Annotated in this window: 22 protein-coding genes; 10 read left to right on the forward strand and 12 right to left on the reverse strand. The window is 76.0% G+C overall.

What is annotated here, in order from left to right; all coding sequences use genetic code 11:
* Window positions 1–34: 34 nt before the first annotated feature.
* From ZF1_RS24515 to ZF1_RS24525, 3 genes are all read left to right on the forward strand, one after another.
* Window positions 35–847, forward strand: a complete 813-nt coding sequence (locus ZF1_RS24515; RefSeq protein WP_337825517.1) for a glutaminyl-peptide cyclotransferase — start codon at window positions 35–37, stop codon at window positions 845–847.
* Window positions 848–923: 76 nt separating this feature from the next.
* On the forward strand, window positions 924–2,438 hold the full coding sequence (locus tag ZF1_RS24520; RefSeq protein ID WP_357436980.1) for an MFS transporter: 1,515 nt from the start codon (window positions 924–926) through the stop codon (window positions 2,436–2,438).
* A 43-nt stretch (window positions 2,439–2,481) separates the two neighbouring features.
* On the forward strand, window positions 2,482–2,991 hold the full coding sequence (locus tag ZF1_RS24525) for a DUF2771 family protein (protein WP_357436982.1): 510 nt from the start codon (window positions 2,482–2,484) through the stop codon (window positions 2,989–2,991).
* Window positions 2,992–3,010: 19 nt separating this feature from the next.
* Here the strand turns inward: ZF1_RS24525 and ZF1_RS24530 are convergent, their stop codons facing one another.
* The 4 genes from ZF1_RS24530 to ZF1_RS24545 form a co-directional block, all read right to left on the reverse strand.
* Window positions 3,011–3,934: an MsnO8 family LLM class oxidoreductase gene (locus ZF1_RS24530; RefSeq protein WP_237454151.1), complete on the reverse strand. Its 924-nt coding sequence runs from the start codon at window positions 3,932–3,934 to the stop codon at window positions 3,011–3,013.
* A gap of 153 nt (window positions 3,935–4,087) precedes the next feature.
* Window positions 4,088–4,474 carry a cold-shock protein gene (locus ZF1_RS24535; protein ID WP_062398128.1) on the reverse strand — a complete coding sequence of 129 codons (387 nt, stop codon included), beginning with the start codon at window positions 4,472–4,474 and terminating at the stop codon, window positions 4,088–4,090.
* Window positions 4,475–4,579: 105 nt separating this feature from the next.
* Complete coding sequence (locus ZF1_RS24540) at window positions 4,580–6,244, reverse strand: AMP-binding protein (protein WP_350589894.1); 1,665 nt, start codon at window positions 6,242–6,244, stop codon at window positions 4,580–4,582.
* A 79-nt stretch (window positions 6,245–6,323) separates the two neighbouring features.
* A complete protein-coding gene (locus tag ZF1_RS24545) occupies window positions 6,324–7,955 on the reverse strand; it encodes a phospholipase D-like domain-containing protein (protein ID WP_073576597.1) in 1,632 nt (543 codons plus the stop codon).
* A gap of 47 nt (window positions 7,956–8,002) precedes the next feature.
* On the opposite strand from ZF1_RS24545, the gene ZF1_RS24550 reads away from it, so the two are divergent.
* Window positions 8,003–8,866 carry a hypothetical protein gene (locus ZF1_RS24550; protein WP_100878802.1) on the forward strand — a complete coding sequence of 288 codons (864 nt, stop codon included), beginning with the start codon at window positions 8,003–8,005 and terminating at the stop codon, window positions 8,864–8,866.
* On the opposite strand, the gene ZF1_RS24555 is transcribed toward ZF1_RS24550, so the two are convergent.
* The 4 genes from ZF1_RS24555 to ZF1_RS24570 all read right to left on the reverse strand — a co-directional run bounded on the left by ZF1_RS24555 (window position 8,863) and on the right by ZF1_RS24570 (window position 12,614).
* Window positions 8,863–10,044, reverse strand: a complete 1,182-nt coding sequence (locus ZF1_RS24555; RefSeq protein WP_350589895.1) for a S8 family peptidase — start codon at window positions 10,042–10,044, stop codon at window positions 8,863–8,865. The two genes, ZF1_RS24550 and ZF1_RS24555, sit on opposite strands and share 4 nt — an antisense overlap.
* 184 nt (window positions 10,045–10,228) lie before the next feature.
* Window positions 10,229–11,305 (reverse strand): sulfate/molybdate ABC transporter ATP-binding protein, encoded by a 1,077-nt coding sequence (locus ZF1_RS24560; protein ID WP_350589896.1) that lies wholly within the window; start codon window positions 11,303–11,305, stop codon window positions 10,229–10,231.
* Window positions 11,306–11,340: 35 nt separating this feature from the next.
* On the reverse strand, window positions 11,341–12,114 hold the full coding sequence (locus ZF1_RS24565) for an ABC transporter permease (RefSeq protein ID WP_350589897.1): 774 nt from the start codon (window positions 12,112–12,114) through the stop codon (window positions 11,341–11,343).
* A 95-nt stretch (window positions 12,115–12,209) separates the two neighbouring features.
* Complete coding sequence (locus tag ZF1_RS24570) at window positions 12,210–12,614, reverse strand: TOBE domain-containing protein (RefSeq protein WP_062398137.1); 405 nt, start codon at window positions 12,612–12,614, stop codon at window positions 12,210–12,212.
* Window positions 12,615–12,721: 107 nt separating this feature from the next.
* Here ZF1_RS24570 and ZF1_RS24575 point away from each other — a divergent pair, with 107 nt between their 5' ends.
* Window positions 12,722–13,942 carry an acyl-CoA dehydrogenase family protein gene (locus ZF1_RS24575; protein WP_482638754.1) on the forward strand — a complete coding sequence of 407 codons (1,221 nt, stop codon included), beginning with the start codon at window positions 12,722–12,724 and terminating at the stop codon, window positions 13,940–13,942.
* Window positions 13,943–13,969: 27 nt separating this feature from the next.
* Here ZF1_RS24575 and ZF1_RS24580 read toward each other — a convergent pair whose 3' ends face one another.
* Window positions 13,970–14,248: a hypothetical protein gene (locus ZF1_RS24580; protein WP_251786765.1), complete on the reverse strand. Its 279-nt coding sequence runs from the start codon at window positions 14,246–14,248 to the stop codon at window positions 13,970–13,972.
* A 270-nt stretch (window positions 14,249–14,518) separates the two neighbouring features.
* On the opposite strand from ZF1_RS24580, the gene moaA reads away from it, so the two are divergent.
* Both moaA and ZF1_RS24590 read left to right on the forward strand, forming a co-directional pair.
* Window positions 14,519–15,577 carry a GTP 3',8-cyclase MoaA gene (moaA, locus tag ZF1_RS24585; RefSeq protein WP_251786766.1) on the forward strand — a complete coding sequence of 353 codons (1,059 nt, stop codon included), beginning with the start codon at window positions 14,519–14,521 and terminating at the stop codon, window positions 15,575–15,577.
* Window positions 15,578–15,579: 2 nt separating this feature from the next.
* Window positions 15,580–15,864 (forward strand): MoaD/ThiS family protein, encoded by a 285-nt coding sequence (locus ZF1_RS24590; RefSeq protein WP_251786767.1) that lies wholly within the window; start codon window positions 15,580–15,582, stop codon window positions 15,862–15,864.
* 63 nt (window positions 15,865–15,927) lie between these two features.
* On the opposite strand, the gene ZF1_RS24595 is transcribed toward ZF1_RS24590, so the two are convergent.
* The gene (locus ZF1_RS24595) at window positions 15,928–16,389 is read right to left on the reverse strand and encodes a hypothetical protein (protein WP_405414648.1); all 462 of its coding nucleotides are present in this window, start codon (window positions 16,387–16,389) and stop codon (window positions 15,928–15,930) included.
* A 103-nt stretch (window positions 16,390–16,492) separates the two neighbouring features.
* Between ZF1_RS24595 and ZF1_RS24600 the strand changes: the two genes are divergently transcribed.
* The 3 genes from ZF1_RS24600 (at window position 16,493) to ZF1_RS24610 (ending at window position 19,004) form a co-directional block, all read left to right on the forward strand.
* Entirely contained in the window at window positions 16,493–17,203 is a 711-nt protein-coding gene (locus tag ZF1_RS24600; protein WP_346103295.1) for a response regulator transcription factor, read from the forward strand.
* Window positions 17,203–18,480, forward strand: a complete 1,278-nt coding sequence (locus tag ZF1_RS24605) for a HAMP domain-containing sensor histidine kinase (RefSeq protein WP_482638441.1) — start codon at window positions 17,203–17,205, stop codon at window positions 18,478–18,480. The genes ZF1_RS24600 and ZF1_RS24605 overlap by 1 nt, the downstream gene beginning before the upstream one ends.
* A 107-nt stretch (window positions 18,481–18,587) precedes the next feature.
* The gene (locus tag ZF1_RS24610) at window positions 18,588–19,004 is read left to right on the forward strand and encodes a PepSY domain-containing protein (protein ID WP_346103299.1); all 417 of its coding nucleotides are present in this window, start codon (window positions 18,588–18,590) and stop codon (window positions 19,002–19,004) included.
* A gap of 18 nt (window positions 19,005–19,022) precedes the next feature.
* On the opposite strand, the gene ZF1_RS24615 is transcribed toward ZF1_RS24610, so the two are convergent.
* Together ZF1_RS24615 and ZF1_RS24620 are read right to left on the reverse strand one after the other, a co-directional pair.
* A complete protein-coding gene (locus ZF1_RS24615) occupies window positions 19,023–20,015 on the reverse strand; it encodes a DUF2399 domain-containing protein (protein ID WP_346103301.1) in 993 nt (330 codons plus the stop codon).
* Window positions 20,012–24,493, reverse strand: coding sequence for a hypothetical protein (locus tag ZF1_RS24620; protein ID WP_482638442.1), 4,482 nt, complete (start codon window positions 24,491–24,493; stop codon window positions 20,012–20,014). Before ZF1_RS24620 ends, ZF1_RS24615 begins: the two co-directional genes overlap by 4 nt.
* Window positions 24,494–24,705 lie beyond the last annotated feature (212 nt).

Genomic DNA, 24,705 nt, shown 5'->3' on the forward strand with positions numbered 1-24,705 from the left:
CAGTGTGCCACCCGTGCCCGGGCATCCTGGGCGGGTGCCCGCCCGAGCGCTGCTCCGCCGCCCCTCCGTGACGGGGCTGCTCCCCCTCCTGCTGGCCCTGGCGGCCTGCGGGGCCGCAGCCCCGGCGACGGGGCTGCCCGCCCCGGGCCCCGTTCCGGTGGTCCGTCCGCAGATCCTCGCCGAGATCCCGCACGACCCGCAGGCGTTCACCCAGGGCCTGGAGCTGCGCGACGGGACCCTCTACGAGGGCACCGGCCGGGTGGGGCGCTCGCAGCTGCGCGCGCTGGACCCGGCGACGGGCGCGGTGCGGGCGGCGAGCCCGCTGCCGCCGGCGTACTTCGGGGAGGGCATCACCGTCGTCGGGGACCGGATCTGGCAGCTGACCTGGCAGGACGGGGTGGCGGTCGAGTGGGACCGGGCGACGCTGCGGCCGCTGCGCGAGGTGCCCGTCGACGGCGAGGGCTGGGGGCTGTGCCTGCTGGGCGACCGCGTGGTGCGCTCGGACGGCACCGACCGGCTGTTCTTCCACGACCCGGCCGACCTGGCGGGGACCGGCTCGGTGGCCGTCACCCTGGACGGCGCCCCGGTGACCCGGCTCAACGAGCTGGAGTGCGTCGGTGACCGGGTGTGGGCCAACGTCTGGCAGACCGACGACCTGGTGCGGATCGACCCGTCGACCGGGGTGGTCGACGCCGTCGTCGACGCGACCGGGCTGCTGCCGGCCGGGCAGCGGGCCGGGGCCGACGTGCTCAACGGCATCGCCCACGTCGACGGCGACGAGTACCTGCTCACCGGAAAGCTGTGGCCGGCGACGTTCCGGGTGCGGCTCCCGGTGCCCCCGGCCTGACCGGCGCTGCGCCGGGCGGGTGACACCACCCGGCGGGATCGCCGGAACCGTCGGTGCCCGCCTGCACAATGACCGCGTGGCACCGAACCCGTTCCGCAGCCGCCGCCGGGCGGCCGGGTCGAGACGTGGCCCGGCCCCGCGCACCACCCCGATCACCACCCCGATCGCCTCGGACCCGGCGCTGCGCCGTGCGCGCTCCGCCGGTGCCGCCACCGACGAGCTGCCCCGCCCCGGCCCGGCCACGGTCCCCCGCAGGCTGACGGTCACCCGGGTCGCCGTGCACCGCACCCGCGAGCTGGGCGGGCGCGCGGTCGCGCTGTTCCGGCGCGCCGCGACCGCCGACGGCGCCGACCGGTCCGGGCTGACGGCGCTCACCTACGCCACGATGCTGACCTACGCGCTCGACGCGGCGGTCGCCGTCGCGCTGGCGAACACCTTGTTCTTCGCGGCGGCGACGGCGGAGTCCACCGCGAACGTGGCGCTCTACCTGGCGATCACCGTCGCGCCGTTCGCGCTGGTGGCGCCGGTGATCGGTCCCGCGCTGGACCGGTTGCAGCGGGGCAGGCGGATCGCGATGGCGGTGTCCTGTGCCGGCCGCGCGGTGCTCGCCGTGGTGCTCGTGTTCCACCTCGACGACTGGCTGCTCTACCCGGCCGCGCTGGGGATCATGGTGCTGTCCAAGTCGTTCCTGGTGCTCAAGGCGGCCGTGACCCCGCGGGTGCTGCCGTCGACGATCACCCTGGCGACGACGAACTCCCGGCTCACGACGTTCGGGATGGCCGCGGGCGGGGTCGCCGGGGCCGTCGCGGGTGCCGCGGCGCTGGCCGTCGGCGGCGCCGGGCCGCTGTGGTGGACGGCGGTGCTCGGCGTCGCCGGTGCCGTGCTCTGCCTACGGATCCCCCGCCGGGTCGAGTCCACCGCGGGCGAGGTGACCGCGGCGGTGCCCGCCACCCGGCCGGGCAAGCGCCGGTCCCGCGCCCCCGCGACGCGGGCGGTGCTCGTCGCGCTGTGGGGCACGAGCACGGTGCGGGTGCTGACCGGGTTCCTCACGCTGTTCGTCGCGTTCGTGGTGAAGGCCGGGGCCGAACAGTCCCCCGACGGCGATCCCGCCGGCCAGCTGGTGGTGATCGGGATGGTCGGCGCGGCCGCCGGCGTCGGGCTGTTCGCCGGCAACGCGGTGGGGGCACGCAGCCGCTTCTCCCGGGTCGAGCCGGTGGTGCTCGCGGCGGCCGCGGCGGCCGTGCTGGCCGCGGCGGCGGTGGCGCTGCTGCCGGGCGTCCCGGCGGCGGTGGTCGCGGCCCTGGTCGCGTCGACGGCGAGCGCGCTGGCGAAGGTCTGCCTCGACGCGGTGGTGCAGCGCGACCTGCCCGAGGACGCGCGGGCGTCCGCGTTCGGGCGGTCGGAGACGGTCCTGCAGCTGGCCTGGGTGCTGGGCGGCGCGATCGGGGTGCTCGCCCCGCACGACACCTTCCGGACCGGGTTCGTGATCGTGACCGGGGTGGTGGCGGTGTTCGCACTGCAGGCCGCGCTGGTGCGCCGCGGCACCTCGCTGGTGCCCGGCCTGGGGCCGCGCCCGGCCGTCGCCCGCTGAGGGCCCACCCGCGCGCCGGGCCCGGATCCGTACGCTGGTCGGCGTGATCACCCGCCCCCGACCGCGCCCCCGCCGGTCCGCCGGCGTGCTGGCCGGGACCCTGGCCGCGGCCGCCCTCGTCCTCGCCGGGTGCGGCGGCGAGGCCCCGACGGTGACGTTCGACGTCGGCGGCACCTCGCTGACCGCCGCGCCCACCCAGTTCTGCGACACCAGCCTGCAGAACTGCCAGGACGCCCCGAACGCCCGGGTGACCGCGCAGGTCCCGCCCGGGACGGAGGTCCGCATCACGGTGCCCGAGGAGGTCTCCTCCGCGCCCTGGCAGGTCGCCTACGCGTTCACCCGAGGCACCGACCCGACCCCGGTCCAGCAGCGCAGCGCGATCGCCGCGCCGGACACCCGCACCGACTTCACGCTGTCCCTGCCCGAGCCGGGCGACCGGCTCGTGACCGCGCAGGTGCAGGTGTTCGGGGCGCCGCCGTCGATCGACCCGGCGAGCACCGACCTCCAGTTCCCGGTCCGGGCGACCTGGGTGCTGGTCGGCGAGCAGGGCTGAGCGGGCGCGACCCGGGATCTCAGCGGCCCGCGCCGAGCAGCCGGGCCAGCGCGGCGTCGGAGTCGGCCTGCGCGTGGCGGTCGTGGGTCGAGGAGAACACCAGCAGCTCGTCGGCGCCGGTGCGGGCCACGAGGTCGTCGAGCCGCTCGGCGACGGTGTCGGGGTCGCCGGCGATCGCGTTCGCCAGCGCCCGGTCCACGGTCTCGCGCTGGCGCCGGGTCGTCACGCGGTGCGGGTCCGGCGGCTCCAGCGGCGGGAACTCCCCGGTGGTGCGGGCCGCGGCGTGCGCCCACGCCTCGGACAGCGCCAGCTGCGGGTCCCCGACGAGCACGTCGGCGGACACCACCAGGTGCGCCGCGTCCCCGGCCCGCTCGCGGTAGTCCGCCAGCGCCGCCGGGTCGTCGAGTACCGGGCCGCCGACGACGGCCGGCAGCCCCAGGTCCCCGGCCAGCCGCAGTCCCGCGCCGGTGGCGAGCAGGAACAGGGGGACGGCGTGCTCCAGCCGCGGCCGGGCCGTCACCGGGCCGCTGCCGTCGAGGAAGGAGCGGAGCTCGTCGAGGGCGGCACGGAACTGCGCGTCGTCGGCCCCGCCGGCGCGCAGGGCGCGGCGGACCGGCTCGGTGAACCCGGGCGAGCGGCCGATACCCAGGTCGATCCGCCCGGGGTGCAGCGCCTCCAGCAGCGCCACCTGCTCCGCGACGACGAGCGGCTGGTGGTTGGGCAACATGATCCCGCCCGAACCGACCCGGATCCGCGAGGTCGCCGCGCCCACCGCGGCCATCAGGACCGGCGGGCTGCCCGACGCGATCCCGGGCACGGCGTGGTGCTCGGCCACCCAGAACCGGTGGTAGCCGAGCTGCTCGGCGCGGACGGCCCGCGCCACCGTGCCACGGACCGCGGCGGCGTCGGGCTCCCCGGCCCGCGTCCGCGAGCGGTCCAACATCGACAGGCGCACACCCGTGCCAACACCGCCCGAACCCGCCACCATTCCGCCGCTCGTGCGGCACCCCGCGACACCCCGCGGCGCCCCACGCACGCGTCGCCACGCACCGTGCCGGGTCGCCACGTACGCCCGCGGGGGCGGCGGGACGGCGGGTCAGCCGTCCAGGTCGCGGGCGACGGCCCGCACGACCTCGGCGGCCAGCTTGCAGGTCTTGCGGTCCGGGTAGCGCCCGTGCCGCAACGCCGGCTGGATCTTGTTCTCCAGCAGACCCATCATGTCCTCGATCAGACCGTGCAGCTCCTCGGCGGGGCGGCGCGCGTTCTCCACCGCGGACGCCTGCTTCTCGACGATGCGCACGGAGAGCGCCTGCGGCCCGCGACGGCCCTCGGCCATCCCGAACTCGACCCGCTGGCCGGACTTGAGCGCCTCCACGCCGGACGGCAGCGCCGCCTTGCGCACGTAGACGTCCTCACCGCCGTCCTGGGAGAGGAAGCCGAAGCCCTTCTCCGCGTCGTACCACTTCACCCTGCCGGTGGGCACCGTCGTCCTCGATTCCTGCTTGCTGTGTTGCTGCGTGCACGACAAACGCGCCCGGGCTCGCCGGACGCGCCGTCACCGATGGTACGCCTGGGACCCGTCCGGGGGTCAGGCGTTTCGGACGTTCGCCGCACCCTCCAGGTCCAGCAGCCCGACCGACTTCTCCCGCATCTCGACCTTGCGGACCTTGCCGGTGACCGTCATCGGGAACTCGTCGACGACGAGCACGTAGCGCGGGATCTTGTAGTGCGCCAGCTTCCCGGTGGCGAACTCGCGCAGCGTGTCGGCGGTCAGGGGCGCGGCGCCCTCGCGCAGCACCACCCAGGCGCAGAGCTCCTCGCCGTAGCGCTCGTCGGGGACACCGATGACCTGGGCGTCGACGACGTCGGGGTGGGTGTAGAGGAACTCCTCGATCTCGCGCGGGTACACGTTCTCGCCGCCGCGGATGACCATGTCCTTGATCCGGCCGGTGATGTTGAGGTAGCCCTCGTCGTCCATCACGGCGAGGTCGCCGGTGTGCATCCAGCGGGCGCGGTCGATGACCTCGGCGGTCTTCTCCGGCTGCTCCCAGTAGCCCAGCATCACCGAGTAGCCGCGGGTGCACAGCTCGCCCGGCTCGCCGCGCGGCAGCGTCCGGCCGGTCTCCGGGTCGACGACCTTGACCTCCAGGTGCGGGTGCACCCGCCCGACCGTGGACACCCGGCGCTCGACGGAGTCGTCGGCGCGGGTCTGGGTGGACACCGGGCTGGTCTCGGTCATGCCGTAGGCGATGGTCACCTCGATCATGCCCATCCGGTCGACGACCTGCTTCATCACCTCGACCGGGCACGGCGAGCCGGCCATGATCCCGGTGCGCAGGCTGGACAGGTCGTAGTCGCCGAAGCCGGGGTCGTTGAGCTCGGCGATGAACATCGTCGGCACCCCGTAGAGCGAGGTGCAGCGCTCCTGCTGCACGGCGTGCAGGGTCGCCTTCGGGTCGAAGCCCTGCGCCGGGATGACCATCGTCGCGCCGCTGGTGGAGCAGGCGAGGTTGCCCATGACCATGCCGAAGCAGTGGTAGAAGGGCACCGGGATGCAGACCCGGTCGGCCTCGGTGTACCCGCAGGTCCGGCCGACGTAGTAGCCGTTGTTGAGGATGTTGTGGTGCGACAGCGTCGCGCCCTTCGGGAACCCGGTCGTCCCGGACGTGTACTGGATGTTGATCGGGTCGTCGGCCGTCAGCGACGCCTGCACCTGCGCCAGCTCGTCGCGGCGGGAGGCGTCGCCCGCGGCCAGCGCGTCCCACCCGGGGGAACCGGTGATCACGACGCGCTGCAGGTCGGGGCAGTTCGCCCGGACCTCGGCGATCATCTTCTCGTAGTCGGAGGTCTTGAACGACGACGCCGACACCAGCGTCGAGATCCCGGCCTGCTTGAGCACGAACTCCAGCTCGTGGGTCCGGTAGGACGGGTTGATGTTGACCAGGACGACGCCGATCTTGGCCGTCGCGAACTGGGTCAGCGTCCACTCCGCGGTGTTCGGCGACCAGATACCGACCCGGTCCCCCACGGTGAGACCGGCGGCGAGCAGCCCGGTGGCCAGGTCGTCGACGGCCTTCTGCAGCTCGCGGTAGGTCCAGCGGCGTCCGGTCTGCATCTCGACGAGCGCGTCGTTGTCGGGGACGCGGGCGACGGTGCGGTCGAGGTCGTCACCGATGGTGTCGCCGAGCAACGGCGTGTCCGAGGTCCCGGACGCGTAGGACGGGACGGCGGGGGTTGCGGCGGCTGAGGTCACGACGTCGTACTCCTCGGGCGGTTCGGTGCGGGTCGTCACATCCTCGCCCCCGGACGACGCGGTTGCCAACACCCGTCGGTCAGGACGAGGACAGGCGCCGCCGCCCCGAGTCGGCGACCTTCGCCGCCCCGCGCCGCGCCCCGTGGGCCGCGCGGCGCAACGGCCGCGGCGACGGCTCGGGCCACGGACCGACCGGCACCAGCACCCGTTCGGCCGGGGCGAACCCGGCGGGGTAGCCGGGCACCCGCCAGGTCCCGGCCGGTGCGTCCGGTGGCAGCCATTCCGGGCGCCACATGCCCAGCGCGAGGTCCAGATCGGCCAGCCGGGGCGCGAGCTCGTCGGTCAGCTCGGTGCGCAGGTGCTCGGCCCACAGCCGTACCCGCAGGTCGCGCACCTGGTCGCCGGTGGTGACGAACGCCGTCGAGAGCTCGGTGTCGGTGCCGCGCATCGAGCGGGAGAAGAAGTTGGCCGACCCGATGGAGGCGAAGACGTCGTCGACCAGCGCCAGCTTGGTGTGGACGGTGAGGTCCTCGATCCGGTGCATGATCACGTTGCCGCGGTCGGCCGGGTCGAGCTGGTCGATGACACCACGCTGCACGTCACCGGTGACGCGACGGCGGAATTTGTTCACCCCGGCGTCGACCGGGTCCTTGCGCCCCGAGCACACGAGCACGACCTTCACCCCGCGGGCGGCGGCGTCGCGCAGCAGCCCGTAGAGCCGGAACGCCCGGCGGCCGCCCGGGACCTCGAAGAAGTACTGGTCCTCCAGGTAGACGTAGCGGCGCGCACCGCGGATCGCGGTGGACAGCGTGTGGAAGACCTCCTGGGTGCCGTTGCGGGGCAGCACCGTCCAGTGCCGCCGGTAGAGCATCCCGAAGTGGTCGATCTTCCACGGCCGCAGCGAGCGCAGCACCTGCACCGCGGTCCCCGGGGCGGACCGCGGCGGGGCGGGCGGCGACGGCGGCAGGTCGCGCCGGAACGGCTCGGGGTTCATCGGCTCCCAGTCGGTGGGGGTGACCATGAACCGGCGCGGCGGCAGCGTCGCGGCCTCGGTCCACCGGCCCCGGTACACCTCCCACACCCGGGCCGCGCCCGGCCCGTGCAGCGCGGCGGCGCCGTCGTGCCAGCCCCAGCGCTCCTCGCCGATCGAGAGCCGGTCGTGCGGCTCGGCGTCGAACCGGTTGGCCGACAGGTCCAGCCCGCCGACGAACGCGGTCAGCTCCCCGCCGACGTGGGCGAGCACCACCTTCTGGTGGTGGCAGCCGATGCCCGAGCCGGACCAGTCCAGCAGCACCCGCCCGGCGAGCTGCGGGCGGCGGCGCAGCTCCAGCGCGGCGAACGCGTTGGCCCGGAACGGGCCGATCGCCACGCCGGGCACCGATCCGGAGAACAGCGCCGCGGTGAGCAGCACCCGCACGTCCACGCCGGCGTCGACCAGACGGGCGAAACGGTCGGCGAGGGCCTCGTAGCCGTCCTCGTCGGGGTCGAGACCGTTCAGATCCATGTCCGGTTCCAGGTTCAGGCCGGTGACCAGCACCGTGTCCCCCGGCCCGGCCCGGTCGAACAGCGCGCGCAGCCGGGCGAAGTAGTCGACGCCGTCGACGATCGGCTCCCACCCGGTGTCCTCGACGAACGTGGGGCAGTCCGGGGTGGCGGGGGCCAGGTAGCGACGGGTCAGCGACGCCAGGTCGGCGGGCGGGGAGCCGGGCATGCCCGGACGCTATCCGGCGCGTCGGGGGTCGCGCCTACTCTGCGGGCATGGCACGTCCGGGAACGCTGGACCGGGTCTCCGCGGCCGTCGCGGCGGCGGGCGCGGTGGTGGTCGGCGGCTGGTTCGTCGTGACCGGGGTGCAGATCGAGATGGTGGGGGCGCCGGGCCGGGGACCACTGGACCGTGCGTTCCCGTTCCTGCTGGCCGCGACCGCGGTCGCGGTGTTCGGGCTGATGGCGTGGCGCTCGTGGCGGGCGGCGGACCGCGCGGACGCGGCCGCACCCCCGGTCCCGGCGCCGGTGGTGCTGCCGACGCCGCCGCCCGGGGCGCCGACGACCCCGGCGTCACCCGTCGCGGTGCGGGTCGTCCCGGACCTGTCGGCCGAGGGCCGGGACCGGCTGGGGCACACGGTCGCGGTACTCGAGCGCGCGGGGGTGCTGCCGTCCGGCGTCGTCGAGCCCGATGCGCTGGCCGGTGGGGTCGCCGACCACGGCGAGCCGGTCACGGCCGGGGCCGTGCTGGGCGCGCTGGGCGAGGCCGGACCGGACGGCTGGGACGCGTTGCTGGCCCTCCTCCCGACCTGGGCCGAGCAGGACCCCGCCGAGCACGCCGCCGCGCTCGACCGGCTCGCCGGCCCGGACCACCGGGTCGCCGTCGCCGGAGCGTCGGTCGAGGTGGACGGCACGGTCGTCGCGGTCGTGACCACCGGCCACCCGAAGGCCCTCGACCCCGGCCCGCTCGCCGCCGCCGCCCGTGCCCTGCGCGACCGCGGCGCGCCTCGGATCGCCTGGCTGTGGACCGACCAGGTGCTGTGGCTCGCGACGCCGTCGGTGTCGCCGGCCGAGCTGAACGACCTGCTCGACCAGCCCGTGTACGAGCTGTGGGAGTGGGCCGACGAGGCCCGGGGCTAGAGCCCGCCGGTCTGCAGCAGCCGGTTCGGGGTACCGCCGGTGCCGCCGCCGTCGACCTTCCCCGGCACCGCGTTGTCGACGATCCACTTCGTGACGGTGGTGGCCGGCGCGTCGCCGCGGGCCTGCTTGTACAGCGCTGCCACCCCGGCCGCGAAGGGCGCGGCCATCGAGGTCCCGCTGTAGGAGGCGGTGCCGCCCCCGGGGACCGGCGCGACGATCCGGGTGCCCGGTGCGTAGAGCGAGACGCAACGGCCGGTCGAGGAGTTCGACGAGCGCTTGTCGTCGATCGTCGAGTTCGCGACGACCAACACGTCACCGATCGCTCGGGGCAGCGCGGTGCAGTCGTCGCCGCCGGTGTTGCCGGCCGACGAGGTCGCGAACACCCCGGAGTCGATCATGCGCTGTACGGCCTGCTGGAGCATCGGCGAGCCGCCGTAGCTCCACGACATCACCGCGACCGCGGGGCCGCGCTTGTTCTTCGTCACCCAGTCCAGACCGGAGATCAGCGACGACAGCGTCCCGGTGCCGTTGCAGTCGAGCACCTTCACGGCGCGCACGGTCGCGCCCGGGGCCACGCCGTAGTCCTTCGACGCGGCGATCCCGGCGACGACGGTGCCGTGCCCGTCGCAGTCGGTGTCCGTCCGGTCGATCGTGTTGAGCTCGAGCTCGGCCCGGCCGCCGAACTGCGGGTGGCTCGCGTCGACGCCGGTGTCGAGGACGAACACGTCCACCCCGGCGCCGGTCGCGGTGTGCCGGTACTGCCCGTCCAGCGGCAGGTTCGGCTGGTCGATGCGGTCGAGCCCCCAGTTGCCCGGCGCCTGCTCGGCACCCGCGGGCGGGCCGACCGGCGCGTCCTGGTGGGCGGCCTGCGGGTCGAGCGGGGAGATCGTGCGGTCCTCCTCCACCCCGACGACGCCGGGCCGGTCGCGCAGCTCGGTCGCCTGGGCGGGGGTGAGGTCCGCGGCGAAGCCGTGCACCACGCTGTCGAAGGTGACCTTCGGCTCGACGCCGACGGACTCCGCGGCGGCCCGCGTCTGCCCGTCGGTCGCCGTCTGCACCAGGTACCCGGCAGGTGCCGACGGCGCCGTCTCGGCGGCGGACGCCGTCGGCGCGAGAGGAACACCGAGCGCGACCGCCAGGACACCGGCAGTGACCAGACGGGCGGCGCGGGGACGCATGGATCTCACGGACAGCGACGCTATGCGCCTGTGACGCCTGGTGCGAGAGACACGATGGTGGCCCGGGTGACACCTGGGACCACCCGGGTGACGGAGCGTTTCGGTACCGGCGGTGCCGGGGACGCCTGCCGACCGGGGCCCGGCAGGGCTCCGAGTTGCACGATCAGCGGATCGGCCGTGGCCCTCAGGCGTGCCGGCCGTGCACGGCGACCTCGGTCGCCTTCACCGCGAACCACACCTCGTGACCGGGTTCGACACCCAGTTCGGCGACGGCGGCCGGGGTGACGTCGGCGGCCAGCCCGGACACCCAGTCCGGCCCCCCGGCGACGGGCGCGGCCCGCAGCCGCACGGTGTCCCCGCGCGGCTCCAGCGCGGCGATCCGGACCGGTACGACGTTGCGCGGGCTGCCCTCGGGCCTGCTCGCGTGCACCGCGACCGCGGACGGCGGGAACACCGCGACGGCGGGCTCCCCCTCGGCGACCTCGACGACCCGGCCCCGGATCTCGGTCCCGTCCGCGGTACGCACCCCGGAGCCCTCGGCCACGCCCGGCACCAGGTCCAGACCGGCGATGCGGGCGGAGAACGCGCTCCGCGGCCGGGCCAGGACGTCCCGGGCGGGGCCGGACTCGACGATCCGGCCCCGGTCCAGCACGACGACGCGGTCGGCGAGCACGAGCGCGTCGAGCGCGTCGTGGGTGACCAGCAGGGCGGTCTGCTTGCCGTCGGCGATGACCCGGCGCAGCAGGGTGCGCATCGCGGGGGTGGCGTCGACGTCGAGGGCGGCGAGCGGCTCGTCGAGCAGCAGCAGCCCCGGCCCGGGCGCCAGCGCGCGGGCCAGCGCGACCCGCTGCTGCTGTCCGCCGGACAGCTGCGCGGGGCGGCGGGCGGCGAGCCCGCCGACACCGACGGCGTCGAGCAGCTCGCGGGCCCGGGAGTCGGCCGCGGCGCGGGGCGTGCCCTGCGCACGCGGCCCGAACGCGACGTTCGCCAGCGCCGACAGGTGCGGGAACAGCAGCGGCTCCTGGGCGAGCAGCCCGACACCGCGCCGGTGCGGCGGCACGAAGGTCCCGTCGGCGGTGTCGAGCAGGGTCCGGCCGCCGACGCGCAGGTGCCCGGAGTCCGGGCGCAGCAGCCCGGACAGGATGCCGAGCATCGTGGACTTGCCCGCCCCGTTCGGGCCGAGCACCGCGAGCACCTCGCCCGCGGCGACCGACAGCTCCAGGTCCAGGGCGAACCCGTCCCGGTCCAGCCGCGCCCTCATGTCCACACCGGGCTCCACCGTGTCGCCGCCGCCGCTCATCCGCGGCCGTCCAGCCCGCGCGGACGCCCGACGACGATCACGACCAGCGACACGACGACCAGCAGCAGCGACAGCGCGACCGCTCCCGCGACGTCGGTCTCGCCCTGCAGGTAGACCAGCAGCGGCAGGGTCCGGGTGGTGCCCTCCAGGCTGCCGGCGAACGCGATCGTCGCCCCGAACTCGCCCATGCAGCGGGCGAAGGCCAGCACCAGCCCGGACGCCAGTCCGGGCAGCACGAGCGGCACGGTGACCCGGCGGAAGGCCAGACCCGGCGACGCGCCGAGGGTGGCCGCGGTCGCCTCGTAGCGCTCTCCCGCGGTCCGCAGGGCGCCCTCCAGCGACACGATGAGGAACGGCATGGCGACGAAGGTCTGCGCCAGGACCACCGCGGCCGTCGAGAACGGGATGAAGATCCCGAACGCGGTGTCCAGGCCCTGCCCGACCAGGCCGTTCGCACCGAGCAGGAACAGCAGCGACAGCCCGCCGACGACCGGCGGCAGCACCAGCGGGAGCAGGACGACCGAGCGGACCCCGCGCATCAGCCGGGGCAGCCGGTTGATCCGGCCGCGGGCCAGGACCACCGCGAGCGGCCCGCCGAGCAGCAGGCACAGCGTCGTGGAGATCGCCGCGGTGAGCAACGACAGGCGCAGCGCCGACAGCGCGGCGTCGCTGGTGAGCAGGCGGGGGGTCTCCGCCCAGTCGGCCTCCCACAGCAGCCCGAGCACGGGGAGCGCGATGACCAGGAATCCGATGCCGGCCGGGACCCACATCCAGACCGGCAGTCCGACGCCCGTGCCGTGGCGGTCGGCGGCGCCCTCGCGGCGCCGGGTCGGGGCCGGCGCGGGGGCGGTGCCGGCCCCCGGGGTCACAGGTGCCCGCCCGGCGTCTCCACCACCACGTTCGTCGACTTGATCACCGCCACCGCGAGCGCCCCGGGCTCGAGACCGAGGTCGCGCACGGCCTCGCTGCTCATCAGCGACACCACGCGGTGCGGGCCGCACTGCATCTCGACCTGCGCCATCACCGTGTCGGCCAGCACCGAGGTGACCAGGCCGACCATGCGGTTGCGGGCCGAGCGCTGCACCACCGAGGGGTCCGGCGGGGCGGACGCGTGATCCCGGGCGAACGCGGCGAGCGCGGCGCCGTCGATGACCTTGCGGTTCGAGGCGTCCGCCTGCACCGGCAGCGTCCCCGCGTCCACCCAGCGGCGGACGGTGTCGTCGCTGACGCCGAGCAGTCGGGCGGCCTCGGAGATCCTGAAGTGCGGCACGACCCGGATACTATGGTCGCGCCTGCGGGGGTGCCACGGTGGATACCCCGCACGATGTCGGGATCGCGCACTGCCGGGGCCTGCGGACCTGTGATCTGATCGGTGGCGTGGACTTCGCACCCAGCGCCGTGGCGGCCGACTACACCGCGCGCATGCGCGCCTTCCTCGACGAGGAGGTCCTCCCGGCCGAGGCCTCCTACGACGCGTTCCGGGCCGAGCGGCGCGGCACCCCGGAGGAGTGGGCCCTGCCCCCGGTGGTCGAGGAGCTGAAGGCGAAGGCCCGCGGGCGCGGCCTGTGGAACCTGTTCCTGCCGGAGCTCTCGGGGCTGTCGAACCTGGAGTACGCGCCGGTCGCGGAGGTCTCCGGCTGGTCCCCGGTCATCGCGCCGGAGGCGATCAACTGCCAGGCCCCGGACACCGGGAACATGGAGACGCTCCACCTGTTCGGCACCGACGAGCAGAAGCAGCAGTGGCTGGAGCCGCTGCTCGACGGCGAGATCCGCTCGGCGTTCGCGATGACCGAGCCGGACGTCGCGTCGTCGGACGCCACGAACATCGAGACCCGGATCCGGCGCGACGGCGACGACTACGTCATCGACGGCCGCAAGTGGTGGATCTCCGGTGCCGCGGACGAGCGCTGCCGGATCTTCATCGTCATGGGCAAGACCGCCGACGACAGCGACGACACCGTGTCGACGCACCGCCGGCAGTCGATGATCCTCGTCCCGCGCGACACCCCCGGCCTGACGATCGAGCGGCACCTGCCGACGTTCGGCTTCCAGGACCAGCACGGGCACTCCGAGCTGCGCCTCGAGGGCGTGCGGGTGCCGGCGTCGAACCTGCTCGGCGAGGAGGGCGGCGGGTTCGCCATCGCCCAGGCCCGGCTCGGCCCCGGCCGCATCCACCACTGCATGCGGCTGATCGGCATGGCCGAGCGCGCGCTGCACCTGATGACCGAGCGCGCCCAGGCGCGGGTCGCGTTCGGCAAGCCGCTGGCCGAGCAGGGCGTGGTGCGCGAGCAGATCGCGCTGTGCCGGATGGAGATCGAGCAGGCCCGGCTGCTGACGCTCAAGACGGCGTGGCTGATCGACAACCACGGCGCGAAGGGCGCGGCCACCGAGATCGCCGCGATCAAGGTCGTCGTGCCACGGATGGCGTGCACCGTGATCGACCGGGCGATGCAGGTGCACGGCGGGGCCGCGATGAGCGACGACACCCCGCTGGCCTACTTCTACGCCTGGGCGCGCGCCCTGCGCTTCGCCGACGGACCGGACGAGGTGCACATCCGCTCGGTGGCCCGGCAGGAGCTGAAGGCCCACCGGTCCTGATCCCGGTCCGACGGCGACGCGGCGGGCTCAGACGTTGCGGGAGCGCAGGATCCAGTACTCGCCGATGCAGCCGTCGGCCGCGGTGGGCGGGCACCCGGCGGTTCCCGCTCCCACCGAGTAGGTCTTCTCGCAGGTGAAGGTGAACCCGCTGAACGGCCCCCCGGCGGCGATCTGCTGGCGCGAGCCCTCGGCCTGGCAGGCGTCGTAGGACGTGAACACCGGCGCGGGTGCCGCCGACGCGGCCGGGGCCACGACGACGGCGGCCGCGGCTGCGGCCAGGGCGGCGGGGACGAGCTTCGATAACATGGCGGTTCCCTCCTGTGGGGCGACCGGCCACCGGGGCGGCCGGTCCGTGTCGTCCTGGAGCCCGGGACGCTAGGCGGGGCCGCCCGGGAGCCCTCCCGGGACGGCGGGCGGGACGTCTCGATGTCCCTGTCCTGTCGACTAGGTACACGATGACTAGTTCCGCACCTGCGACGGCGTGGCCCCGACCACGTCCGCGGGTGCGGATCACGGTTCTGAGCTGCGGAAACCCGCCCTGGGCGGGCCCGCACGGCGGGGGTTAGCCTCGGGCCCATGACCACCGAGCTCGGCCTGCCGTCGCTGCGGGGCGGCACGTCCCGGGACCCGGCCCGGCCGGCCGACCCCCGCCTCGTCGACGGGTTCGGACGGGTCGCGACCGACCTGCGGATCTCGCTCACCGACCGCTGCAACCTGCGCTGCACCTACTGCATGCCCGCCGAGGGCCTGGACTGGATGCCCCGCGAGGAGCAGCTGACCGACGCGGAGCTCAACCGGCTGATCGCGCTGGCGGTGCGCGACCTCGGGATCGAGGAGCTGCGCTTCACCGGCGGGGAGCCGCTGCTGCGCAAGGGCCTGGAGGAGATCTTCTCCGCGGCGTCGGCGCTGGAGCCCCGCCCGGACATCTCGCTGACCACCAACGGCATCGGGCTCGCCCGCCGCGCCGAGGCCCTCGCGGCCTCCGGGGTGAACCGGCTCAACGTCTCGATGGACACCCTGCGTCCGGAGCGGTTCGCGCAGATCACCCGGCGCGACCGGCTGTCGGACGTCATCGACGGGATGGCCGCCGCGCACGCCGCGGGCCTGTCCCCGGTGAAGATCAACGCGGTGCTGCTGCGCGGCGTGAACGACGACGAGGCCGCGGACCTGCTGGAGTTCGCGCTGACCCACGGCTACCAGCTGCGTTTCATCGAGCAGATGCCGCTCGACGCCCAGCACGGCTGGCGCCGCACCGAGATGATCACCGCCGAGGAGATCCTCGCGCGGCTCGAGGAGCGCTTCGTGCTCACCCCGTCCGACGAGGACCGCGGCGGTGCGCCCGCCGAGCGGTTCGTGGTGAACGGGGGCCCCGCCACCGTCGGGGTGATCGCCTCGGTGACCCGTCCGTTCTGCGGGGCCTGCGACCGGACCCGCCTCACCGCCGACGGCCAGGTCCGCACCTGCCTGTTCGCCACCGGCGAGACCGACCTGCGCGCCATGCTCCGCGGCGGCGCGACCGACGCCGAGATCGCCGACGTCTGGCGCGACGCGATGTGGGGCAAGAAGGCGGGCCACGGCATCGACGACCCCGGATTCCTGCAGCCCGCGCGCCCCATGAGCGCGATCGGAGGATGAGCATGACCCCCTCGCTCACCACGCCCCTGGTGACCCGCACGCTGACCGTCCGCTACTTCGCCGCCGCCAAGGCGGCCGCCGGCACCGGTGAGGAGACCGTCGCGCTCCCCGGCGACGCGACGGTGGCCGACGCCGTCGCCGCACTCGGCACCGCGCACGGCCCGGAGCTGGAGCAGGTGCTGCTGCGCTGCAGCTTCCTGCTCGACGAGGTGGCGGTGCGCGACCGCTCCACCGCGGTCGGCGGGGCGGCCACGCTCGACGTGCTCCCGCCGTTCGCCGGCGGCTGAGACCCGGCGCCTCCGGCGGGGAGCCCGGTCCGTCCGGGCGGCTCGGTCCTCGGGGACAGTCGGTCAGTCCTCGGGGACGCTCGCGACCCGGCCGGTCGGCACCCCACCGGCGCAGCTCAGCGTGACCCGGACGTCCGGGACGTCGTCGCCGTCGAAGACGACCTCGGCCGGGCCGATGTCCTTGTCGTCCTCGCGCTCCCAGCCCTGCGCGGGGTTGACCGACACGATCCGCGGGGTCGCGCCGTCGCACCGGACCAGGACGTTGCCCGCCGTCCCGGCCTGCACCACCGCGGGCGGGGCGGAGGCGGGTGCCGTCGTCGGGACGGGCGCGGGTGCCGGTGGCGCGGCGGTGGCGGCCTGCTGGGCCAGGCGGGCGTCCACCTGCTCGGCACTGAGCGGCTGCGTCTGTGTGCCCGCGAGGTCGCTGCCGATGCTCCCGACGGCCGTCAGGCCCAGGAGCAGGGCACCCGCGGCCGCGGCGGTCCAGAGCGCGATCTGCAGGACGGGGCGCGTCGGTCGTTCCACGCGCACAGCATGCCCCGGACCCCGGTTAACGGATCCCTAAACGGGACACAAGCGACGGCTGTGCCCGCCGCGGGCGGGGTCGCGGCGGATAGGTTCTCCCTCCGTGGCCCAGATCCTGATCGTCGAGGACGACCCCGGCATCCGCGGAGCGCTCATCCGCGGGCTGACCGAGCGGGGGCACGCCGTCGACTCCGCACCGACCGCGATGGCCGGGCTGGAGCACGCCGTCGGGAAGCGGCCCGACCTCGTGGTGCTCGACCTCGGCCTGCCCGACATGGACGGCACCACCATGCTGCGGATGCTGCGGGGCGCCAGCACGGTGCCGGTGATCGTCGCGACCGCCCGCGACGACGAGACCGAGATCGTCTCCGTGCTCGACGCGGGCGCCGACGACTACCTGGTCAAGCCGTTCGCCGCCGCCCAGCTCGACGCCCGGATCCGGGCGGTGCTGCGCCGGCTCGGCGACGGGGCGGGCGACCCCTCCGTCGTCGTCGGCGGGCTGTCGGTGGACCCCCGTTCGCGGCGCGCGGTGCTCGACGGCACCGAGCTGGAGCTGACCCCGCGCGAGTTCGACCTGCTGCACCACCTCGCCGCCCGCCCCGACCAGGTCGTCAGCAAGCGGGAGCTGGTGACCGAGGTCTGGCAGCAGCCCTACGGCGGCGCCGACAAGACCGTCGACGTGCACCTGTCGTGGCTGCGCCGCAAGCTCGGCGAGACCGCGCAGGCCCCGCGCTACCTGCACTCGGTGCGCGGCGTCGGGGTCCGGCTGTCCGCGCCGCCGGCGCCGCCGGGGACCGGGGAGGGCACCACCTGATGCGACGGCGCATCCTCGTCCTCGTCGGGGCGACCGTGCTGCTGGTGCTGGTCGCGTTCGCGGTCCCGCTCGCGACGCTGATCCGCACGGTCGCGGAGAGCTCGGCGGTGTCCGCGGCGACCGTCCAGGCCCAGGTGCTGACCCCGGCCGTCGCGGGCGGGGACCGGTCGGTGCTGGTCCCCGCCGTCCAGAACGCCGACGGCCGCGACGCCTCCGACGTCTCGGTGTTCCTGCCCGACGGCACCGTGCTCGGCGCGCCCGCACCGCGGAGCCCGGTCGTCCGGCTGGGTCTGCTCGGGACGAGCGCGTCGACCGAGGCGGCCGGCGGACGCGAGCTGGTGTTCGCGGTGACCGGCGCCGCGGGCGGCAACGCCGCGATCCGCGTGTTCGTCCCCGACGCCGAGCTCACCCGCGGGGTGACCCGCTCCTGGCTGCTGCTGGGCGGGCTGTCGCTGGTGCTGCTCGCCGGAGGACTGCTGCTCGCGGACCGGCTGGCCCGCACCCTCGTCGACGCCACCACCGACCTGTCCGGGGTGTCCGAGCGGCTCGCGGCCGGCGACCTGTCCGCGCGCGCCGACCCCGGCGCCCCGGCCGAGCTCGGTGTCGTCGCGAGCGCGCTGAACGGGCTGGCCGGGCGGATCTCGGAGCTGCTGCGCGAGGAGCGGGAGAACGTCGCGGACCTGGCACACCGGGTCCGCACCCCGCTGACCGCCCTGCAGCTCGACGCCGAGGCCCTGCGCGACCCGGACGAGTCCGCACGGCTGTCGGCCGGGGTCGACGGCGTCCGGCGCGCGGTCACGGGCGCGATCGAGCAGGCCCGGCGACGCGGCGGCACGACCCGCAGCGCGGACGCGGCGGCCGTCGTCCGGGAGCGGGTGGAGTTCTGGCGGGTGCTGGCCGAGGACACCGACCGCTCGGTGACCCTGCACCTGGCCGACGGCCCGCTGCCCGTGGCCTGCGCACCCGGCGACCTGGAGGCGTGCGTGGACGCGCTGCTGGGCAACGTCTTCGCGCACACCCCGGACGGCACGGCCTTCGGCGTCGAGCTGTCGGCCCGGACCGGCGGCGGCGCCCGGATCGTCGTGCACGACGACGGTCCGGGGCTGCCGCCCGGGACCGACCCGACCTCCCGCGGGGTCAGCGGCGGCGGCTCGACGGGGCTGGGCCTCGACATCGCCCGGCGCACCGCCGACCAGGGCGGCGGGGCGCTGACGGTGCACTCCCCGGCCGGGGGCGGGCTGCGGGTGGAGCTGAAGCTGGGGCCGCCCGCGGGCTGAGCGGGCACCGATCTTGGGGTGCCGTTAGGAGTCGCGCAACGCGCCGTTGATCAACTGCGCGGCATCGTCACCGGTGTCAGCACGACCCCTCCCGGAAGGACATCCCGATGCCCTCGACGCTCTCCATCGCCGCCCTCGCCGCCACCGGCCTCCTGCTCGTCGGCGGCGGCGCCGCGTGCGCCTCGCCGGCCGAGGTCGCCGTGACCCCCGCCGCGCAGAGCGCCGCCGACACCGCCCCCGCACCGGGCGCCGGTGCCGCCGTGGACCGTGCCGCGGCCGAGCGGATCGCCGTCGAGCGGGCCGAGGGCGGGCAGGTCGTGACGGTCGAGTTCGACCGCGCCGACGACGGCCGCGACGACGACCGCGACGACGACTCCCGCTCCGACGGCCGCGACCACTGGGAGGTGGAGGTCCGCACCGCCGACGCCGAGCACGACGTCGACGTCGACGCCGCGACCGGCGAGGTCCTCGACCACGACGTCGACCGGGACGACCGCACCGACGACGACCGCGACGACAGCTGATCCGGACCGGGTGAGCCCTCAGGCCGGGGCGAGCCCGTCGCGCCAGTCCGGGTCGCCGGCCAGGACCGTGACCCCGACGGCCTCCTGCGCCAGGCGCGCCCCGGCCGCGAAGAGGTCGCGGACGGGGCCACGCAGTCCGGCGTCGAGCCACTCGACGTCGCTGTGGTCCACCGTCCGCGCCGAGGCCGGGCGCCCGTGCCGCAGCAGCGCCCGGTACAGCCCGGTCGCGGGCCGCACCGGCGGCAGGCCGTGCGCCTCGGCGAGGTCGGAGGCGGCCCGCGGGATCCGCAGCCCGGCGGCGTCGAGGTCGCCGAAGTAACGGACCGCCGCGGGCGGGTCGTCGCGCAGGGCGAGCACCGATGCGGTGAACGCGTTCCCCACGCCCCAGGCGAGGCCACCGACCGGGCCTGGCTCGGGCGCCAGGGCACGGCGCAGCGAGTCCAGGGTGTCGGCGTTCTCGACGACGAGCAGCACCGGCCCGCCGCCGGGCAGGCGCTCGCGGTGCAGCGGCGGGACGACCCGGCGGGCCCGCAGGACCTCCGGCGTCAGCCCGCCGGGCAGCGGGCCGTCGAAGGCCTTCTCGTCGCCGGTGATCTCCAGCGCGCGCTCGCGCAGCGGGACCTCCACCGCCCGGGACGCGTGGGCGAACAGCCAGTCGTTGACCTGCAGCAGCACCCGCGACGGCCGCCGCAGATCCGCGGCCCCCGCCAGCGCGGGATGCCACGGGCCCCGGTCCACGGCCGGTGCGGCGTCGGTACGCGGCCGGACCAGCCGTACCGAGTTCGGCAGCGGCGGCACCCCGTCGTCGGTCCGGCCGGTCGGCTCCAGCACGCCCGCGGCGGCCAGCTCGGCCAGTACCCCGGCGAGGTTCCGCCGGGCGTCGACGCTGCCGACCATCGTGGGGTCCGCCTGCAGGAACGCCGCGCGCACCGCCGAGCGCGGGATCCGGGTCCGCCCGGAGGCCGCCAGCAGCTCCGCGAGCCGCTCCGCGACCGGCCCGGGCGGGGTCATCCGGCCGACCCCGCGCCGTCGTGGCCGGTGCCGGCGGCCACCGCGGCCTCGGGGCGCCGGTAGACGCGGGCGGCGGTGATCCGGCCGCCGGGGGCGTCGGCGTCGGGCACCGACCGGGTGACCCGCTCGTCGACGGACAGGTACTTGCGTCCGGCGCGCAGGTCGGCGTCGTTGCGCAGCCGCACGAGCAGCGGGAACGACGACAGCGCGCCCGCGTCGAACAGCCCGGTCGTGTAGACCAGCTGCACCCCGAGGGCCTGCGCGACGCCGAACTGCAGCTCCAGCAGGTACCCCGCCGACGCCCGCCCGATCGGGTTGTCGAGGAACAGCACGCCCGCGTGCGCCCGCCTGCCCTGCCCGCGCTGGTGCGCCCGCAGCGCCGCCATCGTGCAGTACAGGACGATCGCCGCGGTCAGCTGCTGCCCGCCGGAGAACACGTCCTTGATCGCGGAGACGCGCAGCCGCTCGGTGCGCAGCACGGCGTCGGGCTTGAGCATCTCGACCCGGACGCCCTTCGGCATCGCCGCCCGGACCCCGCGCAGCAGCATGGACATGCCGTCGCGCCGGTCCTTCGCCTTCCCGCCCGCCATGACGGTGGCGGTGCGGTCGACGACGGCGCCGAGCTCGTGGCGCAGCGCCGCGTCGGGCAGCTCCTCGAACCGGATCCGCAGGAACTGCTGGCCCGACCAGTCGCCGAGGCCCTCGGGCAGCTGGGACAGCCGCTGCGCGAGACGCACCGTGCGCAGCGCCTCGCCGACCATCCCGGACAGCCGGGTGACGATCCCGGAGCGGTGCCGCTCGATGTTGCCGAGGTCGTCGTCGAGGGAGCGCAGCCGCGGGCGCAGCGCGGCGATCCACTCGGCGGCGAGGCCGGGCATCTCCGACCGGTCGACGCCGCCGATGTGGCGGTGCACCGGGGAGCTCAGGGTCGCGAACCGCGGGTCCTGCGCGAAGCGGGCGACGGCGTCGACCCCCTCGCGGACCTTCTTCTCGGCCCGCGTCCGCTCCCCCGCCGCGTCGCGGACCGCGTTCTGGTGGCGCTTGAGCGCGGCCTGGGCGGCCTCGACGTCACCGTCGAACGGCACCCCGGACGGCTCGGGCGTCTCGTCCAGCGAGGACACGACCAGCCCGAACCCGCGGGCGAGGTCGGTGGCGGTGCGGTGGGCGCCCTCGGCGTCGGTCCGGGCCCGACGACGGCGTTCCAGGTCCTTGCCCGCCGCGTCCAGGTCGGCCGTGGCGCGGGCGACCAGCTCGCGGCCGTGCTCGGCGTCGCGGGGCGGGTCGTAGGGGTCGATCGGCCGCTCGCCGCCGGTGAACCGCTCCAGTTCTCGGCGGGCGACGGCCAGCTCGGTCGCGGCGTCGGCGCGGCGGCTCTCGGCCTCGTCGTAGGCGGTTCGGGCCTGCTCGGCGGCGGCGCGGCGGCTGGCGGCGTCGGCGCCGTCGGGGGTGTGCAGGAACGCCGTCGCGGCCTCGACGACGGTGCGCGGCAGCCCGTCGACGGCGACCCGCCGCTCCCGCGCGTCGGCCTCGGCCCGCTCCAGCGCACCGTGCAGGTCGGTGTCGACGGAGGCCGAGGCGTAGGCGTCGCGGGCCCGCTGGAACTCCTCGCGCAGCTCGGCCAGCGACGTCCCGGGGGTCCCCTCCGGCTCCCCGTCCCGCCCGCCGACCTCGTCGGCGGAGACCGGGAGCGCCGCGGCCTCGTCGCGCAGGGTCGTGCCGATGCCGCGCTGCCGGTCGCGCGTCTGCTGGGCGTCGGCGGCCTCGCGACCGGCGCGGTCGGCGGTGGTCCCGGCGGCGTCGGCCTCCTCGCGGGCCCGCGCGGCGTCGGCCTCCCCGGTGCGCATCCGCTCCTCGTGCGTCGCCCGGCGGGCGAGCTCGGTGCGCAGCGCGGCGAGCGCGTCCGCCCGGCGACGGGTGTCCCCGGCGGTGCGCTCCAGGCCGGGCCGGTCGACGGTGAGCCGGTCGGCGCGCTCGTCGAGGTCCTCGACCTCCGCGCGGGTCGCCTCGTGCTCGGCGACGGCGGCGGCCCGCGTGGTCTCCGCGGCCTCGGCGGCCTCGGTGAGGTCGGCGAGGGTGGGACGTCGGTCGCGCAGCGCGGCGAACCGGTCCCGCAGCCTGCGGTCGTCGTCGAGGACGGTCTCCAGCTCGGCGAGCCGGGCGGCGCGCTCGGTGGTCTCGGCGACGAGCCGGACCCGGACCTGCTCGGCGGCCTCCTCGTCGTGCAGGGCCGGGTTGGGCGGCACGACGAAGTCGATCCCGGGCGCCGCGTCGGCGTCGGCGCGCAGCGCGGCGGTGGTGCCGACCGCGACCAGGCAGGCCGGCAGCAGCCGCGCCGCGTCCAGCTCGGCGCGGGCCCGCTCGGCGTCGCGCGCGTCGTTGAGCAGCACCCCGCCCGCCAGGTGCGGCAGCCGCGTCAGCACGGTCTCCCGGTCGGGGGCGGGCAGCTTCGCCAGGTAGCGACGGCCGGACCAGGCGGTGATCCCGGCGGCCTCCAGCGCCGCGAGGACGTCCTCGATCTCCGTGGGGTCGGGCAGCAGGCCGCCGTCGCCGAGCGCGGCGAGCGCGCGTTCGTCGCGGCGCTGGTCGCCGTGCAGGGTCGTCCGCTCCCGCTCGGCGCCGCGGATCGCGGTGGTCAGGGTGTCGACGACGAGGCCCGCGTCGGTGTCCGGGCGGATCTCGTCGAGTCCGAGCAGCTCCGCTGGCCGGACCTCCCCGGCGAGCGCGACGGCGTCGGCCTCCGCGGCGGAGCGCGCGGCCTCGGCGGTGGCGGCGTCGGCGCGGGCGGCGGCCGCCGCGTCCTGGGCGGCGGTGCGGCGGGCCTCGGCGGCCCGTCGCTCCTCGCGGATCGTGGCGGCCGCGCTGTCGGCGTCGGCGAGCGCGGTGGCGCACCGCTCCGCCTCGGTCCGGGCGGCGGCCGCGGAGTCCTCGACGTCGGCGGCGGTCGAGCCCGCCTTCAGGTGCCCGGCGGAGACGGCGGCGGCGACCCGGGTGTCGAGGTCGTCGAGGGCCTCGCGGGCGGTGGCGGCGGCGCTCTCGGCGCGGGCGGCGTCGGCGGTGCGGGTGACCTGCTCGCGACGGGCGGCCGCCGCGCGCTCCTCGGCGTCGGCGCGGTGTTCCTCCGCCGCGTCGGCGGCGGCGTCGGCCTCCGCGGCGACCCGGGCCAGCGCGACCGCGAGCGCGCGGGCGGCGTCCTGCCGGGCGGCGAGCGCGGGCCGGGCCTTCTGCTCCTCCTCCTCGACGCGGGCGCGCAGCCGCGCGGCCTCGGCGGCGGCGACGCGGTGCGCCAGGACCGGTTCGACGGCGTCGCGGGCCATCGAGACGGCCGACGCGGCGTCGCGCTCGCGGGTCGCCTCGGCCGCGGTCCGCTCGGCGGCCTCGACGGCGAGCCCCGCGGTGAGTCTGCGCAGCTCACCGACGGTGTCCTGCAGCCGCTCCGCCGCCCGGGCCGCGGACTGCTCGGCCTCGACCGCGCCGGTGGCCTCCTCGGCGGCGGTCACCGAGCGGGCCTCCTCGGCGATCCGGCGGGCCGCGATCCGCGACGCGGTCGCCGCCAGCTCGGTGCGCGCGGCCGTCTCGGTGTCGCGGGCGGCGGTCGCGGTGGCCTCGGCGTCGACCATCGGCTCGAGCCGGGACAGCGTGCCGTCGACGAACTCCCGCTCGGTCTCCAGCTCCTCGCGCTGGGCGAGCCGGTCGGCGTAGCCGGCGACGAGCTCGGCGACGTTCTGCGGCTCCGCCGGGTCGAGCACCGCGCGCAGCAGGAAGTCGACGAACGCCTCGTCGGAGGAGAACGAGAACGCCTCGGCGGCCTCGCCCTCGCCGGCGTTCATCGCGCGCTGGTAGCGGAACAGCTCCGGGTCCAGGCCGACCTCGACGAGGTGGCGGGTCCAGTCCCGGTGCCCGGTCTCCCAGGCGAGCTCGGCGTCGGGGTGCTCGCGGTGCGCGGTCTGCAGGCGCTCCCGGAAGGCGGCCAGGGTGACCCGGCGCCCGTCGTGGGTGAACGGCAGGTCGTCGAGGCCCATCCCGGGGACCGGCCGGAAGGAGAACCAGGCGTCGGCCAGCTTCTCCGGGTCGCTGGAGGCGACGTGCCCGCGCCACTCCGACACCTTCCCGGTGACCAGCAGCCGTCCGGTGCCGACGTGCATCCACTCGCAGACGACGTGCGCCACGTCCTCGGCCAGCACGAAGTTCTCCAGCACCGTGGTGCTGGTGGTCCCGACCACCTGGCGCCGCCCGGGCAGCAGGACCGAGAAGATCAGCTTGAGCAGGACGGACTTGCCGCCGCCGTTCTCCAGGAACAGCACCGAGGCCGGCGACGGCCGACGCGGCGTCGTGCGGTCGAGCGCGTCCGGGGCGAACAGGTCCTCCTGCACGGCGACCTTCACCGGGGCCCCGACGCCCCGCAGGTCGAGCGCGACGTCCTGGTAGCGGGCGGCGGTCGGACCGACGGAGAACAGGCGGACGCGGGTCAGCTCATACATCGCGGTCCTCCGTGGGGTGGTCGGTCGGCGGGGTGTCCGACGGGCCGGCCGGATCCGCACGCTCCGTACCCGTATCGGCAGGGTGTCGGTCCCCGGCCGTGTCGCCACCCCCGGCACCGTCCTGTGCGAACTCGCTTACCGGGTCAGCGGGTTCCCCCGACACAGCCCCGCCGACGGGATCGACAACGCCCATCGGGTCACCGGCCACGCCG

The sequence above is a fragment of the Pseudonocardia sp. ZF1 genome (genome assembly GCF_056835605.1).

Excerpts from the sequence above, each read along its gene's own strand:
- ZF1_RS24530 (WP_237454151.1), bottom strand. The coding sequence starts at position 3,934 with ATGTTGGACCGCTCGCGGACGCGGGCCGGGGAGCCCGACGCCGCCGCG.
- ZF1_RS24545 (WP_073576597.1), bottom strand. The coding sequence starts at position 7,955 with ATGCCCGGCTCCCCGCCCGCCGACCTGGCGTCGCTGACCCGTCGCTAC.
- ZF1_RS24550 (WP_100878802.1), top strand. The coding sequence starts at position 8,003 with ATGGCACGTCCGGGAACGCTGGACCGGGTCTCCGCGGCCGTCGCGGCG.
- ZF1_RS24555 (WP_350589895.1), bottom strand. The coding sequence starts at position 10,044 with ATGCGTCCCCGCGCCGCCCGTCTGGTCACTGCCGGTGTCCTGGCGGTC.
- ZF1_RS24560 (WP_350589896.1), bottom strand. The coding sequence starts at position 11,305 with ATGAGGGCGCGGCTGGACCGGGACGGGTTCGCCCTGGACCTGGAGCTG.
- ZF1_RS24565 (WP_350589897.1), bottom strand. The coding sequence starts at position 12,114 with ATGTGGGTCCCGGCCGGCATCGGATTCCTGGTCATCGCGCTCCCCGTG.
- ZF1_RS24580 (WP_251786765.1), bottom strand. The coding sequence starts at position 14,248 with ATGTTATCGAAGCTCGTCCCCGCCGCCCTGGCCGCAGCCGCGGCCGCC.
- moaA (WP_251786766.1), top strand. The coding sequence starts at position 14,519 with ATGACCACCGAGCTCGGCCTGCCGTCGCTGCGGGGCGGCACGTCCCGG.
- ZF1_RS24590 (WP_251786767.1), top strand. The coding sequence starts at position 15,580 with ATGACCCCCTCGCTCACCACGCCCCTGGTGACCCGCACGCTGACCGTC.
- ZF1_RS24605 (WP_482638441.1), top strand. The coding sequence starts at position 17,203 with ATGCGACGGCGCATCCTCGTCCTCGTCGGGGCGACCGTGCTGCTGGTG.
- ZF1_RS24610 (WP_346103299.1), top strand. The coding sequence starts at position 18,588 with ATGCCCTCGACGCTCTCCATCGCCGCCCTCGCCGCCACCGGCCTCCTG.
- ZF1_RS24615 (WP_346103301.1), bottom strand. The coding sequence starts at position 20,015 with ATGACCCCGCCCGGGCCGGTCGCGGAGCGGCTCGCGGAGCTGCTGGCG.
- ZF1_RS24620 (WP_482638442.1), bottom strand. The coding sequence starts at position 24,493 with ATGTATGAGCTGACCCGCGTCCGCCTGTTCTCCGTCGGTCCGACCGCC.